8 protein-coding genes are annotated in these 17,177 nt (G+C 42.2%); 4 read left to right on the top strand and 4 right to left on the bottom strand.

What is annotated here, in order from left to right; translation table 11 throughout:
* Together ACOVQQ_RS05380 and ACOVQQ_RS05385 are read left to right on the top strand one after the other, a co-directional pair.
* The coding region (locus tag ACOVQQ_RS05380; RefSeq protein WP_421817281.1) for an RHS repeat domain-containing protein at positions 1 to 1,130 on the top strand (1,130 nt) is incomplete at its 5' end.
* Positions 1,127 to 1,627, top strand: coding sequence for a hypothetical protein (locus tag ACOVQQ_RS05385; protein WP_421817282.1), 501 nt, complete (start codon positions 1,127 to 1,129; stop codon positions 1,625 to 1,627). The genes ACOVQQ_RS05380 and ACOVQQ_RS05385, both read left to right, overlap by 4 nt.
* A gap of 269 nt (positions 1,628 to 1,896) precedes the next feature.
* On the opposite strand, the gene ACOVQQ_RS05390 is transcribed toward ACOVQQ_RS05385, so the two are convergent.
* The 4 genes from ACOVQQ_RS05390 to ACOVQQ_RS05405 all read right to left on the bottom strand — a co-directional run bounded on the left by ACOVQQ_RS05390 (position 1,897) and on the right by ACOVQQ_RS05405 (position 6,554).
* On the bottom strand, positions 1,897 to 2,685 hold the full coding sequence (locus tag ACOVQQ_RS05390) for a hypothetical protein (protein ID WP_421817283.1): 789 nt from the start codon (positions 2,683 to 2,685) through the stop codon (positions 1,897 to 1,899).
* A gap of 9 nt (positions 2,686 to 2,694) precedes the next feature.
* The gene (locus ACOVQQ_RS05395) at positions 2,695 to 3,513 is read right to left on the bottom strand and encodes a mechanosensitive ion channel family protein (protein WP_421817284.1); all 819 of its coding nucleotides are present in this window, start codon (positions 3,511 to 3,513) and stop codon (positions 2,695 to 2,697) included.
* Positions 3,514 to 3,597: 84 nt separating this feature from the next.
* Entirely contained in the window at positions 3,598 to 5,628 is a 2,031-nt protein-coding gene (locus ACOVQQ_RS05400) for a thioredoxin domain-containing protein (protein ID WP_421817285.1), read from the bottom strand.
* A 20-nt stretch (positions 5,629 to 5,648) separates the two neighbouring features.
* Complete coding sequence (locus ACOVQQ_RS05405; protein WP_421817286.1) at positions 5,649 to 6,554, bottom strand: NifU family protein; 906 nt, start codon at positions 6,552 to 6,554, stop codon at positions 5,649 to 5,651.
* 129 nt (positions 6,555 to 6,683) lie between these two features.
* Here ACOVQQ_RS05405 and ACOVQQ_RS05410 point away from each other — a divergent pair, with 129 nt between their 5' ends.
* Positions 6,684 to 16,184, top strand: coding sequence for an immunoglobulin domain-containing protein (locus ACOVQQ_RS05410; RefSeq protein WP_421817287.1), 9,501 nt, complete (start codon positions 6,684 to 6,686; stop codon positions 16,182 to 16,184).
* A gap of 2 nt (positions 16,185 to 16,186) precedes the next feature.
* Positions 16,187 to 17,173, top strand: a complete 987-nt coding sequence (locus ACOVQQ_RS05415) for a type IX secretion system membrane protein PorP/SprF (protein WP_421817288.1) — start codon at positions 16,187 to 16,189, stop codon at positions 17,171 to 17,173.
* Positions 17,174 to 17,177: the final 4 nt, after the last annotated feature.

The following is a 17,177-nucleotide window of genomic DNA, read 5'->3' on the forward strand; positions in this document are numbered from 1 at the left end:
AATTCTTCTACGTGTACAACTACACCGACCACCTCGGAAACGTGCGTATGAGTTACACGGATAACGGGGCAGCAGTTCCGAAGATACTAGAAGAGTCGCACTACTACCCTTTCGGGCTGAAACACGAAAACTACGCCAGTGAAAAGTTCAACATTGTTAAGGAACCCAACGGCAATTTATACGTGATACAGCCCACCGAAAGACGGGAGTGGCAGTATAAGTACAACGGCAAGGAGTGGCAGGATGAGTTGGGATTAAACTTTTACGACTACGGCGCAAGGAATTATGATGCGGCAATTGGTAGGTGGATGAATGTGGATCCGTTGGCGGAAGTATCGAGACGATGGAATCCATACAACTATTGTTACAATAATCCTGTGTATTTTATTGATCCGGATGGGATGCGAGCTGAGGCTTCACAAACAGCCCCGATATATTATGATTGGGAAGAAGGTGGCTGGCGAACTCAAGATGGTGATGAAGTCAAGGCAGAAGACGCTATAGGAGCTATAAATGGTCTTGCTGCTAATGTTGGAGCCGCTGCGGTGGATCAGAGTTTGGGGGGAGGGGAACCTCCAGTAAACTTATTTGATGTTAGAAAAAAGGACAAAGAAGCTCATTTTTTAAGTGCATTCAATTTTGCCAATAGTATTTGGAACTACAAAAATGGCGACGGAGTTTTTACCGTGTTCGGACACGGTAATATTAATCGCATTTTTAACCATAATTCAATGCATTCAAACACACAAATAAGAAACGCTGCAGAGTTTGATGCTATGATGTCTGACCTAAGTCCAGCTTACACAGCGTATGCTAATGATAAATCACTACCCTTTACCTTAAATTTGTTAACGTGCCTTGGTGCAACACCCGATGCAAACGGAATGTCTATTGCAAAAGCCATTTCACTGGAGCATCCAAATGCAACAATAACCGCTTTCGATGGATTTGCTTTTTATCAGAAGAATTACTTAGGCTTACCTAATACTTTTTCAATAAGTTCATTAGCTAATATTCAATTCGATAAAAATGATAATATCATCAACAATGGAAATGGTTTTGTAGTTACTTTCAAAAATGGACAAGAAATTAGCAGAATTCATACTTCTGAATATTTTAAAAAATTATGAGAAAGATTATAGCATTATTTTTAGTTCTGGCATTTTTCGTTTCTTGTAAACAAAAGAATGAACCAACTGTGGTTAAAAAAAATAAAAGCACCACCGTTTCGCTAGGTCCAACAGAATTGGCATATAAGGAATATAATGACATAGAATACAGAATGGGGATTCAGCGAAAAGTTGTTAAAGAGGGGGATACAGTTGCTTATCAAAAGCTACAGTATATGTATTCTTACACTTCACGAGGAAGTGAATTATTTTTATACGACCAAATAATGTCGACCAAATATTCATATGGGGAAGGTAGCTATAATGTTTATATAATTTACAAGCATTATTCTAACGAAAATGATAGATTTAAAGTTTGGGCAACCTATTACTTACTTCGCTCTAAAGAACAAGGATATAAAAGAGGGGAACAACAGATTAATGAGATTTTTGGCAGCTTAAAAAAAGTTCCTACAAGTAAAAAGTACTTGATTGAAAACTTGGACAAATTAGACTAATTACTTGTTTGAAAACTTGTTTTTGACTACCTGCGGTTCTCCGGAATAGTCTCATTTCTATGCGGGAAAATCGGAACCACTATAAAGTTCAATCTGCGAAAAATCGTCTCCAAACGCACTCTCTCCTAGCCCCGACTGCAGCGGCAGCCCGGAGTACAAAAAGGCTGTGTGAATTGGGTTAAAAACGGCGACCACAGAAGCCGGTTGCAGCCCCATGAACACACTTTTTTTGCGAGGACTACAGCGAAAGGCGGGAATAGCTACAAAAACTAATTAGCCCACTCAACACCCACGCGTATCGTAACGTTTTGGTTGGGATATGTGATCGTAATAAACTCCGGACGGTCGGTTTCGTAGTTTGAAAAATTGATTTCGCCGTAGTAAGGTGCTTCCATAAAGAAGTCGATCATGCCAATTTCGCCATCTACTTCGCCGGCACCAAAACGCAAAACACTGCTCGGAACAACGTATAAATTTTCGTTTTCGAGATTCCAAAATAAGCTCTGTTGGTTGAGTTGTATCGCCGAAAAATACCACTGTCGGTAGTTAAAAGCCGATTCGCGATAATTGCCGATTTGAATTTTCTGGAAACCAAAACGCAAGTCGGCTTTCGCATCGGTACTTCCCGCCGGAAATTCAGTATCCAGATCGGTATTGATGCCCGTAAAATTTAGTAGTTCGAGCGATTTTAACTTCACCGCATTTCCGCGAACAACATTTACAGTGATCGATTTTTCGCCCAAGGCGCCAGCCGCATTTTTACAACGAATTTTAAGCGTTTGCACACCAGGAGTTTGAAATGCAAAGTAAATATTGGTGTTGGAACCAAATCCGTTTTGGGCATAACCGCCCGTTTGAAAATTATCAAACGACGGCCAAACTTCCTTAATTTCCTCAGTTGCAACAAGGTTTAAAGTAAGCAATTGATCGATGCTAACTGTGGTAGCACTCGGCGTTGCCGTAAATTCGAAAACCTCCGCTTCGGTATTGATTTCGGTAGAACTTTCGGAACAAGCAATAAGAAGTAAACAGCAAATAAGGGTCGTGATTTTTTTCATTTTGGAATTTTAAGCAACCGGATGCAGGGCAATTTCGGCGGCATCGAGTTCGAGTTTGATTTTTTCTAGCGTTTCAGCCGCAATTACGGGATAATCGGTGAATGAAACCCAAGGTCGGACCGCAATTTTTACGTGATCGGCTAAGGCAATTACATCGACACGCGGTTCGGGATTCGTTAGAATTTTTGGATTTTCGGACAAAATTTTTTCAATTATTTCTTTTACTTTCAGCAAATTAGCGTTATACGAAATGGCAATGCTCAAATCGACACGGCGAATACCGGCTTGCGATAAATTTACAATAGTTCCGTTGCTTAACGCGCCGTTTGGAACATAAATTGTTTGGTTGTTAGCACCGATGATTTTTGTTACAAAGATCTGAATTTCAGAAACTTCGCCGGTAACGTTTTGCGCTTCGATGTAATCGCCTACGCGGAAGGGTTTGAACAAAATAATGAGCATGCCTCCGGCAAAATTCGACAACGAGCCTTGTAAGGATAAACCAACCGCCAAGCCCGCAGCTCCTAAAATGGCTACAAACGATGAGGTTTCTATACCCAATTTTGAAATGAAGGCAACGAACAGAAAAGCGCGCAAAATCCAGAGAAAAATGTCGGCTAAAAACTTACTTAAGGTAGGGTCGAGTTCGCGTTTGAGCATGATCCGACGGATGAGTCGGTTTACGATTCGAATTAAATACAAACCAACAAACAGTATGATAAACGCACTGATGAGTTTTGGCGAGTAATCGATGATGATTTGCCAAAGTTTCTCGGTGTAGGTGCTAATTTTTTGGGTTTGAACGTCGATTGAAGATTGCAAAAACATAGCTTTTTTATTTTTCCGCAGCAAAAGTACGGCTTGGTGGTGTTAATTCCGACACGCGTTTACAACTTTCGATTTGAGGAATTGTTAGCGTTGGTTCGCGGCAAAAAACCAATCTTTTGGCAGCTCGTTGATGCTGGTCACGGGCAAGTCGCAACCGGCAACCGAACAGCTGTAAAGTTTTACTTCATCGCTATATTTTCCTGTTGTTTGTGGAAGTTCAAAATGGGTTGAAGCATAGATGATTTGCACGTCGGCCGCTATATTTTCGAGGATTTCGAGTTTTGTAGCAAAGTTCGGATTTGAGACAATGACGGCGCGCTGTTGGTTGTAGTTGGCGAGCAAAATAGAAAGCCAGTTGGCATACGCTCCGGGATAATCGATGCGAACGGTAATTGCTTCGAGCATTTTGTTTGCTCGTTCTAAAAAGTCGTTGTTCGAGCAAATGATGCCCAAGCGAAACAAATTCCTGCAATGCACCGAATTCGAGGCATTTATAACGTTGTCTTCGGTTTCGATATGTACCAAAGATTCGCGCGTGGCCGAGGCTTGATATTTGAAGAAAATACCGTTTTTGTGATCAAACTCGCGGAGAACGGTTTGGCAAAGATCGATTGCTTTACGGAGAAAATTCTCGTTTGCCGTTAGCTGGTAGTAATCTAAAAACGCTTCGATAACAAAGGCGTAATCTTCGAGACATCCGTTTATTTCTTGCGTATCTACCCGAAAAACGCGATTTCCAGTTAAGCTGTTTTTTTCCAAAGCAAAGGCCAGGTCGGTAGCGCGCTGAAGGTACTCTTCGTCGCCGAATGCCGTAGCAGCTTTGCAGTAGGCGCTCAGGAGTTGGGCGTTCCACGAGCTAATTTTTTTGGTGTCGGTAACCGGAGCGGATCTCTTTTTTCGTGCCGTTTTCAGCAGACCCAAGCTGTTTTCAAGTTTTTCCGCGAAGGCACTTTCGTGGAAGTTCAATTTGTGCGCCAGAGAAAGGTCGTCGTCGGTTCGGAATAAAACATAGTGTTCGTCTTCCCAATAGCCGAGTTCATCGATATGAAAAACTTTGGAGAAGAAATCATAGGATTCCCCTAATACGGCTTGAAGTTCGTTTTTTGTCCAAGTATAAAATGCGCCTTCGGCTGCTGTTCCGGAGGCGTTTAGGCTGTCGGCATCGAGTGCGGCAAAGTATAAACCAGATTCGGATTTTAAATTTTCTTCCAGAAACAGGGTGGTTTGTTTTGCGATGCGTTTAAGAAAAGAATCGTTGAATTGTTTGGCTGTTTCTGCGCAAAGCGAAAGGAGCTGAGCATTGTCGTACAACATTTTTTCGAAATGCGGAACATGCCAGCGGTGGTCGACTGAGTAGCGTGAAAACCCGCCGGCTACAGCGTCGTAAATTCCTCCTAATGCCATTCGTTTTAGCGTGTATAGCGCGAAATTGCTGTACGTATTTAAGTTGAATTGATTGCCAACTTCTAACAGTAATTTATAGTTGGAAGGCATCGGAAATTTGGGTGCCCGATCCATTCCGCCCCATTCGTGATCGAAGTTCGACGACCATTTTTCGAGCAGTTGCGCAAAAAACTCTTTTTGATTTTCGGGTTGTGATGGAAACTCAAAAAGCGGTTTTATTTCCAGCGGATTTTGGATGGAAAGTAATGCATGTTCGAGTTTTTCGGCGTACTCGAAAATAACTTCAGGCTGTTTGCGATACAAGTTTGCAAGTTGTTCGAGGCTCTGTGTCCACTCTTGTACACGGAAATACGTTCCGCCCCAAATAGGTCGGCCGTCGGGCAAGGTAACTACGTTTAGTGGCCAGCCGCCGCGTTGCGTCATGAGTTGCACGGCTTTCATGTAGGCGGCATCGATGTCGGGATGTTCTTCACGATCGATTTTCACCGAGATGAAGTGTTGGTTCATCAATGCGGCCACGTCTTGGTTTTCGAAGCTTTCGTGTTCCATCACATGGCACCAATGACAAGCTGCGTAGCCGATGCTAAAAACGATTAGCTTATCGGCTGCGGTGGCTTGATCTAAGATTTTTTGCGAATACGCTTTCCAGTAAATGGGATTATTGGCGTGTTGTTTGAGATACACACTTTTTTGTTGGGCGAGTTCGTTCATGTGTATCGGGATGTTTGGTGCTAGGCGTTAATGGCTTCGACTTTAATTTGTTCGTCTTTTAGCATGTCTTTCAACATGTTTTCGATACCGCTTTTCAGGGTAAATGTCGACGATGGGCAGCCGCTGCACGCACCTTGTAAAACAACTTTTACGCGTTTATCTTCTGGGTCGTACGAATCGAAAAGAATATTTCCGCCATCGGCAGCCACTGCTGGTTTTACGTATTCTTCGAGAATATTGATAATTTGCTGCGACGTTGTATCTAGGTTGTCGAAATTGGCGACAGTTTGCTTTTCTGCGACAGCGGTTTTTTTGAAAGCTTCTTCGTTGAGAATAGGTCCGCCGCTTTCCACATAACTTTTGATGAACGTGCGCAGTTCGAGCGTAATTTCGTTCCAGTCGTAACTGCTGTATTTGGTGATTGAGACGTAATTTTCATCGATAAAAACTTCTTTCACGAATGGGAATTTAAAGAGTTCGATAGCCAGGGGTGCTTCTTGGGCTTCGTCGATATTTTTAAATTCTGCCGCTACTTTGGTGAGCAAACGGCTGCAGACGAATTTCAAAACCGCGGGATTAGGTGTGGTTTCACCGTAAACTGTTGCGGGCTTTTTCAATTCAAAAGCTGGTTTTTCGGGCAATTTTACGAGAATTCCTCCGTTATTAATGAAGTCGTTTATTTGTTCAGCGACAGCATCTTTGACATCTTCCCACTCGACAATATTGTAACGTTCAATAGCGATAAAGTTATCTGCGAGAAGAACTGATTTTACAAAAGGGAGGTAAAAAAGCTGTTGGGCTAGTGGAGAATTTGCGGCTTCATCGATGTTTTTAAACTGATGTTGTCCGCCGGGTATTGTATGTGCTTGCAACTCAAACTTTAAAATTGTTGGGTTTTGAGTTGATTTAATTATAACATTTTCCATAAAAATTGTAGTATTCTGCAAAATTAACAAAGAAACTACGGTTACTTATTTATATTTGGAGATTTAATAAATCTTTAAGGAAAGCTTAAGGTTTTAGATACAGGTATCGACTAACATTTGGGTATCGCTATGAAAAAATTATTACAATTACTTTTATTTTTTGGATTCATACAAGTAGCAGTAGGTCAGCAGGCTGATGTTGTAGTTTCTGTAACGAACAATCAAATTGTGTATGTTCCTGGGACGGAATTAATTTACACAATAACCGTTTCAAATTTTGGGCCCAATACGGCCAATGGCGTTGAGGTTATTAGTCCGCTTCCTGCTGGAATCACCGAAGGATATTATTGGGAAGGCAGTAATAATACATCGGGTTCAAATTCACAGCTTTTTGATCGGATACGCACATTAACTTCTGGGCAAACGGTTACCTACACGTTGTTTATCGATGTTCCGTTAACATACAGCGGCCCTCTCACAGTTGCAGCTACGGCCAACAGTATCGGAGCTCCGGCACTTACTGCACCGCCCTCTCCGGCATTGCCAGCTGTAGCCGATCCGAATTCGAATTCGAACTTAGCTTCAGATACAGATCAACAAAGCTCTTCTGATATTGCACTTACTTTTACGAACAATACTACTTATTATTTTCCGGGACAGGTATCTACCTATATTGCTACGGTAACAAATTTAGGACCTACGCCAGCGTTAAATGTTTCGATTTTCTGTGATATACCTAGCACAATTCCAGATGCTAATTTTACTTGGACAGGCTCGAATGGTAGCTCTGGTACGGGAACAGCCTTGTCTGACAATTTAGGCAATTTAGCTGTTGGAGAAACCGTTACTTACACACTAAATATCGCTGTTCCTACGGATTTTCAAGTGCTTTTGCAATTAAATTGTTCGGTTTTTTCAACCTCAACAGATGCAAATTTGACGAACAATAACGTAACTCAATTCGATGTAAAAGCGCAGGGAGCTGATATTACGGTTACTAACTCAGATAATTCGGATACATATATAGCGGGAAGTAGCTCTACATATACAGTCGTTGTTCAAAATTTAGGTCCAGATGTAGCTACAAACGTAGATGTTACATTTCCTTTGCCTGTTGGTATAACATCAATGTCTTGGGCGGGTAACGCTACTGGCGGAACGGGTGCATTGTCTAACACCATTCCTAGTTTGGCAGTAGGTGCAAATGTAACTTATACAGTAACTATAGATGTTCCGATTGGCTTTACGGGATCTTTAATTGCAGTAGCCAATGCCAGCGGAGTTGAAACTGATTTGAATTCACAATGCGACGGATGTACCGATATTAATACATCGGGAGCTGATCTAGTAACTACGATTACCAACAATCAGACAACTTTTGCAGGAGGATCGCAAACAACGTATACTGTTGCAGTAACAAATAATGGTCCGCAGACAGCCGAGAATGTATCGGTTATACAAACTTTATCAGCAGGAGCAGATGTTATAAGTTGGTCGGCTACAAACGGTACAGCTGGAGCAGATTTGTTAGATTTAGTAATACCAGCTTTAGCTGCAGGCGAAACAGTAACATTTACTATAAATGTATCTGTTTCAAATACAGCAGTTTCTCCATTAGTGAGTACAGTTAATGTGGATTCGGATACATTTGATCCAAATCCTAATTGTTCCACTTGCACAGATTCTGACACTAAACGTAGTGGAGACGTTAGTGTATCTATCACCAACAATGCTACAGAGTATGTTCGTGGAACGACGACCCAGGGAGTTTACCAAATAACGGTAACTAATAATTCCTCAGAAATTGTCAACGGAGTTACCATTACAAATCCTTCTCCATCAGGTTTAACGACGTACGTATGGACATCTTCCATAGGAACAAGTGGGACAGGAGGTATCACACAAACTATTCCAAGCATAGGTCCTGGCCAGTCAGTTGTATATACAATCAATTACACGGTTTCTCCATCATTTACTGCGAATTTAGTGAGTACTGTTACCGTTGTATCGCAAGGTTTAACAGACAGTTCGACTGCAAATAATGTGGCTGTGGATACAGATGTACCTCTATTGACCGCCGACTTGCAAATGACTATATCAAATGGACAGACGATCTATGTAGCGCCATCAACACTAGTTTATACTGTGGTTGTCCGAAATAACGGACCAACGCCAGCGACGAATATCAATGTTTCTATTCCCGCTTTAAGCGGTGGAGCTGCAATAACTTCATGGACTGGTAATGCTGCTACTGGAGATACTTCAATTACAAATACAATTTCAAATTTGGCTGTTGGCGCTACAGTAACATATACTTTAAATGTAACTGTACCTGCTGGTTTTGCAGGAGATTTGACAGTAGCTGGAACGGTTACGGGTTCATCGGGTGATTTATTTCCAAGCAATAACGCGGGTCTTGATGTTGATGTTATTTCCAATCCACAAGCCGATGTAACGGTTTCAATTTCCGATAATACAACAACTTATACGCCAGGGACCATACAAACCTACACAGTTGCAGTTACCAACAATGGCCCTCAAAGTGCGGCAGCTGTAAACGTTTCTATTCCAATTCCCGCTGGAGTAACTACGGTAACTTGGGTCGGCAATGGCACCAACGGAACAGGGGCAATAAATAACAATATAACCTCCTTAGCAGCTGGAGAAACTGTGATTTATACGTATAATGTTACAGTTCCTATTACTGCAAACGCGGCAATAGTTGTAACTCCAACAATAACTTTTGCAGCAGATTCGGATACTTCAAACAACACTGTTTCTGACACGAATTCACCTCCAAGCTCCGACGTTTTAATTACAGTTACGCCGCCAACACCTGCGCCTACTAAAGGAACACAAGCCACTTTTGTTGTTACGGTTACAAACAATGGCCCAAGAGTAGCAACTAATGTTCAAATTTCAAATGCAAATCCTGTGGGTGCTGCAATAATTTCTTACACATCCAATAATGGGCTTTCGGGTTCGGGTCCGCTTAACCTGACAATTCCGTCGCTAGGAGTAGGGGCAAGCGTGATTTTTACAGTTGTTGTCGATATCCCAGTAAATTTTTCAGGAACTTTAAACAATACAGCAAGTGTAAGCAGTACAACAGCTGATTTAAATCTAGCGAATAATTCAGCAACAGGTTCTACCGTTCCGGTTAATTCTACAGTTGCTAACGATATTTCAGTTACAATATCTAATGCTGTAACCACTTATATAGCTGGTCAAACTTCAATCTATACAATTACAGTTCGCAACTTAGGAACGTCCTCGGCAAATAATGTTTCGGTGAATAGCAGTTTGCCGGCAGATATCACCTCAGCTACGTGGACGGGTAATAGCACATCGGGCAACGGATCTTTGGTCGACGTTATTTCCTCCTTACCCGCTGGTTCTGCAGTACAATATACCGTAACTGTAAATATTCCGGCAAGCTTTCCACAAACAGCTAATTTGGTTTATACTGTAAATGCAGCATTTACTTCAGACACAAATATCGCTAATAATCAGGCAACCGATGTTGATTTGCCGCGACCGTTTGCTGATTTATCTGTTTTAAAGACAGATAATAAAACCACTTATGCTGAAACGCGTTTTGTTGACGATAAAATTGGTGATACAGTACCTGGATTTACGATTGAAGAATTCAATGAGTATGTAGTTACGGTAATTAATAATGGTCCGTCCGATGCTGTAAATGTTTCAGTTATAGATTTGCTTCCGAGTAACCCGATAGCTACCAACACAGCAATAGTTCCATCTGATATGACTTGGGTAGGTCCGAATGGGACTTCGGGGACCGGAACAATGATATCAAATTTACCTTCGCTTGCAGCAGGAGCCACGGTTACATACACAATTAGAGTTCGGGTACCTGCCAATTATAACATAGGTAGTAATAGTAATTTTACCAATACCGCTTCAGTAGCCAGCGACACCCCTGACGGAAATATTGCAAATAACTTGAGTACAGACGTTAACACGCCTGCATCTAGATTTATACTGGTAGAAAATGATCCTGCGAAGTATTCTGTGAATGGTCAGCTTAGCGGTTTAGCAGAAGGTTTTGTTCAAAACGTTTTAGTGCGTTCTAATTGTGCAGAAACAAGTAACTGGCAGTTGTCAAGCGGTCCAAATCCTTTGAATTACTCTGTTGGTTATTTTAATAGAAGAAATTCAGACTTTCCCATACAAGACGGTATCGTTTTAGTTTGCGGTAATGCTATGGATCCAAATGGTGCGGCAGGACCAAACGCTGCAATAGTAGATGGAGGAAATTGGGCAGGCGACACTGATTTTAACCCAGGATTTATGGTGCCACCAGTTGGTATTCCAGCAAATACGACCAATGATGCAGCCTTCCTGAAGTTTAATTTTGTTCCGTCGACAGATAAGCTAAAGTTTAACTTTGTATTTGCTTCTGAGGAATACAGTCAGAACAATTTTGAGTGTACCTATTCTGATGTATTTGCTTTTATTTTGACGGACCTTACTGCTGGAGGACAACCTAAAAATCTTGCAGTTATTCCAAATACGAATATACCCGTAAAAGTAACCACTATTCACCTTCCTGGTTGTGATGGAGGACAAAATCCACAGTGGTTTGGGAAGTATAATTTTAATAATGCCGATGCAACTGTTGCAGCAAACGCTGCGATTAACTTTAACGGACAGACGCGCATTATGCAAGCGCAAGGAGATGTCATTCCTGGACACCAATATTCCATCAAATTGGTAATAGCAAACCAAGGAGACGCTGCGTTGGCTTCTGCTGTATTTATCGAAGGAGGAAGTTTTGATTTTGAATCTGAAATTTCAGGAGCTGCACCATTCGATGATGTCACTGAATTTGAAGGAGGAAATGCCGTTTGTGATGAAGAAATTCGTACGATACAAATTGGCTCTGCACCGCTACCAAATGCTACATACAGCTGGCTTCTTAATGGTGTGAAAATCGATGGAGAAAATCAGTTTCAGCTGCAAGTTTCAGAAAATGGTGTCTATACAGCTGTGATAACTTTTGCGACCGGCTGTAAAAAAACAGATGATATAATAGTCAATTTCACTGATCCAATTCCTACAGCCGATCCCGAGAATATTACCCTAATAAATCCTTTAACACCAACCGTAACATTTAATATTAATCAGACATTACAAGTTTTGAATGGCTTTAGTTCTGCATTGTACGAAGTATCGTATCACCCAGACCAACAGTCTGCTATGGATTTTGCAAATAATATAAATGAAGCAGTTCCATTTGTAGTTAATATCGAAGACTTGCCGCTCACACTGTGGATGCGGATTGGGGATTTAAACTCTACGGCGTTTTGCGCAAAATATAGGCCTTTCGTTTTAGATGTATTTAATCCGACTGGTACAATCTCCTACGATGTAACTACAGGCTGTAGTGCGCCAGGAGTTATCGGTACACCAACACCAAGTGCAGATTTAGAGTCTGGAGGAACATATTTTGCGACACCTTCGGGACTTGCCATCGACCCAGTAACGGGAGTTATTAATTACGAAGCCAGTACACCTAGCAATACTCCTTACAGCGTCGCTTACACTATTCAGGTTTCAGATGATATATCGTACACAACGCCAATAGTTGAAGTATTGGTTGAGAGTTGTTGTATTACTACACTTCCGATCGACTTTCCCGTTTGTTACTCTAATCCTATTACCATCACTGCCACCAGTGATAAGCCAGCAGCTACTTTTAATTGGACCGGCCCGAATGGCTTTACAGCAACTGGCGCTACTATTACCGATTCTGCCGTCCTCCCGCCAGGTACTTATACCTATACAGCTACCGCCAATGATAATGGGATTGATTGTGATTCAGATTCAATTGTTATCACAGTATTACCAGAGGTTACGGCTCAAATAGTGCCAAACAATTTTACGGTCTGTTCGGGGAGTAACACAGCAGTTCAATTCCAAGGTTTAGCTGGTGCAACCATAACATACAACATAAACGGTGGTGCAGATCTAACAGCAGTTTTAGATTCTAGCGGCCTGTTCGAACTAAGCTTCACTAATGTAACGACTCCTTTCACCGTTAACTTAACTAAAGTTGAATTAATTACATCGATAGTTTGTTCTCTTCTAGGAACACCGATTTTAGATACCGTTACAGTTTCAACGGGTGCACCAACTGCTACAATCGGTTCTCCTAATCCGATTTGTGCCGGTAGTACTGCTACAGTGCCAGTTTCCGCAACTCCTAATACTACTGTTAATTTCGAGTATCAGAATTTGTCGGGTACTCAAAGTGGATCAATAGCGATTGATGGAAGCGGGCAAGGTCTTATTACACTAAATAACTTAACTTCGAGTACTACTGTTAACTTGTTAAGCGTTGCAACTGCCGACACCCCACCCTGTACGGCCACGATCACGGGACAATCAGCAGTTGTAACGGTGAATCCGATTCCAGTAGTTACACAATTTACCACAAGTAACAATCTTGTTTGTGCAGGCGATCCGTTTAATTTACTTATTTCGGGTACTCCTAACGCTACAGTAACGCTTTTTGATGGTACTGCTTCGACTCCTGTTCCTTTGGATGCTTCGGGTAATGCGATAGTAAGTATCACAGCAGGTATTAGTACTGCAACTACTTATACTATAACGGGTATTGCTAGTGCCGACACGCCTTCATGTGCCGCTACTACGTTCCCAGCTTCAGTAACAGTAAACGTTATTGCACTGGCTACTATTACGACACAACCTGTTGGTCAGAGTTTGTGCCCAGGAATTACTTCTACTACTTTTACGGTAGCTTCAACGGGCGATTCTGTTACACACCAATGGTTCTATAATGGCAACCCGTTGAGTAATGGCGGACAGTTTTCGGGAGTGGATACAACGACTTTAACAATTTCCAATCCAACGCCAGCCAATGCGGGCGATTATTTCGTGCGTGTGAGCAACAGTTGTGGCAGTATCGATTCTGCTTTAGCTGCGTTGTCGGTAGATCAGCCGATTGTTATCGTTGCACCGTTTATCAGTTCGAATACGATTTGCGAAGGTGATACTCAGGTTTGGACGGTTAATGCCACAGGTCCTGGACTTACCTATCGTTGGTTTAAAGGGACTACACCAATCTCAGATTCAGCTACTGTTAGCGGCAGTCAGACCCAAACCTTAACGATTACCAACGCACAGCTTTCAGACGCAGGTACCTATCGCGTGGAGGTGAATAATAATTGTAACTTACCTCAATTTTCTACAGATGTAACGCTCACAGTAAATAGTTTGCCCCAAATCACAACCCAGCCACAAGCAGACACTGATTATTGCGGAGGGGAAACTCTTACTTTAAACGTTGTTGCTACGGGAACGAATTTAACTTATCAATGGTATTTCAATTCTTTAACGAATCCGATTTCAGATCCTTCGGCACAAACAGCTACATTAATATTAACTGGACTTGCGACAGCTAATTCAGGCAATTACTTTGTGGTAGTTAGCGGCGCATGTACGCCGTCGGTGCAATCAGTTCCGACAACAGTAGTTGTATTGGACGCTGCTCAAGTGGTTACCGATCCGATAAGCCAAACGATTTGCGAGGGTGATACGCTAAATTTAAGCGTAGTTGCTACGGGTTCCTCGTTACAATATCAGTGGAAGTTCAACGGGAATGATATTCCAGGCGCTACGTTAGCTACTTTAAGCATCCCGAACATGACTATAGCGCAGGCGGGTGCATATACAGTATCGGTAGGCAATGGTGGTAATTGTCCGGATGATCTTTCGGCTGCTGCTAATATTGTTGTGAATACCCTACCACAAATCACCACTCAGCCTCAGGCAGATACCGATTATTGCGAGGGCGAGCCACTTACATTAAATGTTGTTGCTACGGGAACGAATCTAACCTATCAGTGGTATTTCAACTCTGTAGCGAATCCGATTTCAGATCCTTCGGCACAAACAGCTACATTGAATTTAACGGCACTTACCGCAGCCAACTCTGGTGATTACTTTGTGGTAGTTAGCGGCGCATGTCCACCAGCCGTTCAGTCGGTTCCAACAGCCGTTGTTGTTTTAGAAGCGCCACAAGTGGTTACCGATCCAGTAGGTGAGACACTCTGCGAAGGCGAAACGCTTAACTTGAGCGTTACTGCCACGGGTTCTGCATTGCAGTATCAATGGAAACGTAACGGAGCTATTTTAGCAGGCGAAACCTATCCTACGTTAACTATCTCTGGAATTACACAAGCTCAAGCTGGAAATTATACCGTTGAGGTAAGTAATGCGGGAGTTTGTCCAGCTGATGAGTCTTTAGCCGCAGTTGTTGTTGTTAATCCAGCGACGGCAATCACGACCCAGCCCTCGAGTGTAACGGCTTGTTTCGGTGAAAACGTCACCTTCCTCGTGCAGGCAACGGGAATCGATTTAAGGTTTCAATGGAGGAAAAATAATGATGTTATTGTGGGCGAGATCAATCCGACGCTAACACTAAGCGCGGTTGATTTCGATGATCAAGCTAATTATACGGTTGTAGTTTCTAGCGCATCGTGTCCGCCTGTAACAAGCAACGTAGCCCGTTTGGCTGTGGTGGCACTTCCACAAGCGAGTATCGCCAACGGATTAGAGCCGAGTATTTGTGCGGGTAATTCGGCTGATGTGATTATCACAGGAACGCCATTTGCGGTAGTTACCTACAGCATCAATGGCGGCGTTCCACAAAGTGTTACACTGAGCGGTTCAGGTACGGCGGTTGTTGCTACAGGCATCATCGAAGAAACGCAGGTGTACCAATTGCTTACCGTGAAGCGCAATGATTTACCGGCTTGTTTGGTAGATTTATCAGCGACTCCGAATACACAAGCTACCGTTTCGGTAACCAACATACCACAACCTAAATTAGATCAAGACGGTTACATCTGTATCTTTAATAACGACCCAACCAACACGAGCACTTATACCTTGGATACAGGTTTACCTAACGACGGTACTTACGATTTCGAGTGGTTTATCGACAACGTACAGCAACCGCAATTCAGCAACTTAGCATCGATTGAAGCCGAGGCTGTTGGATTGTACCGCGTTGATGTAACCGATGTCGCAACAGGATGTACGCGTTCGGCAACGGCGAGTATTACGGCATCGGCGCCACCAACAAGTGTAACCGCTTCGGTTGAAACACTGTTTTTTGCAGAAAACGCTACAGTGACTGTTACGGTAAATCCACCCGGCGAATACGAATATCGACTAAACGACGGTCCGTGGCAAACGAGCAATGTATTTACAGGAGTTCGTACGGTGTTAAGCCAAGACAATACAGGTAATCACACCATTTACGCACGTGACTTACGCGCTTGTGGCGAAGCATTTACATCGATTACTGTAATCGATTATCCGAAATTCTTCACACCAAACGCCGACGGTTATAACGATACGTGGAATATTTCGACTTTAGCTAATCAATTGCAAGCAAAAATCTTTATATTTGACCGCTTCGGTAAGCTCTTGAAACAAATCAGTACAACCAGCCAAGGTTGGGACGGTACGTTCAACGGTGATCCGATGAAAGCGGATGATTATTGGTTCACTATTCAGTATTCTGAAGGTGGAGTTTTAAAAGAATTTAAATCGCACTTTGCATTAAAACGTTAACAATGAATTTTAAAAAGAGGTACCTGGCGCTGTTATTTTTAATAACCCAAATCTCATTTTCTCAAGAAGGTATTCCGATTTATTCAGATTATTTGTCGGATAACTATTATTTGATACACCCTTCAATGGCTGGTGCAGCTAACTGCGCAAAAATACGCGTTACAGCTCGCCAACAATGGTTTGGCGTTGAAGACGCTCCGGCACTTCAAACGGCAAGTTTTAACGGTCGATTAGGCGAGCAATCTGGTGGGGGTATCATCGTATTCAATGATAAGAATGGATATCACTCACAAAGAGGTGTAAAATTAACCTATGCACACCACATTATGTTTTCAAGAAGTGAAGTCGACTTAAATCAGCTTTCATTCGGTATGAATGTTGGTTTAATTCAATCCCAGCTAGACGAGACACAATTCGTAGACTTCGATCCTGTAGTTGGTGGTGTAATTCAGAGAGATTCATATTTTAATGTGGATGTAGGAGCTAGTTACAACTACTTAGATTTTTACACACATTTAACGGTTAAGAATCTGCTGACAAGCTCTCGTGATTTGTATAGCGATATCGAATCTCCAAACTTAAGAAAATTGCTTTTTAGCGCAGGTTATACGTTTGGTGATGCAGATCGTATTTTGTGGGAACCTTCGGTATTGTTTCAATTAGTTGATGAAACGCAAGAAAAGTCTATAGATTTTAACTTGAAAGCGTACAGAAATGTGAGTTTTGGTCAACTTTGGGGAGCTTTGTCTTACAGAAGATCATTTGATTCTGCACAGTTTGAGCAAAACGGTAGCGTTAACAGTCAGCGTTTACAATATATTACGCCTATTGTTGGTGTAAATTATAAGCAGTTTATGTTTGCGTATACGTACTCTCATTTGTTGGGCGACATACAGTTCACAAACGGAGGATTTCACCAAATTACATTAGGTATTAATTTATTCTGTGAGCGCGAGAAGTTTGATTGTAATTGTCCTGCGATCAACTAGAAAA

Source organism: Flavobacterium sp. (genome assembly GCF_049240005.1).
Classification (GTDB): Bacteria; Bacteroidota; Bacteroidia; order Flavobacteriales; family Flavobacteriaceae; genus Flavobacterium.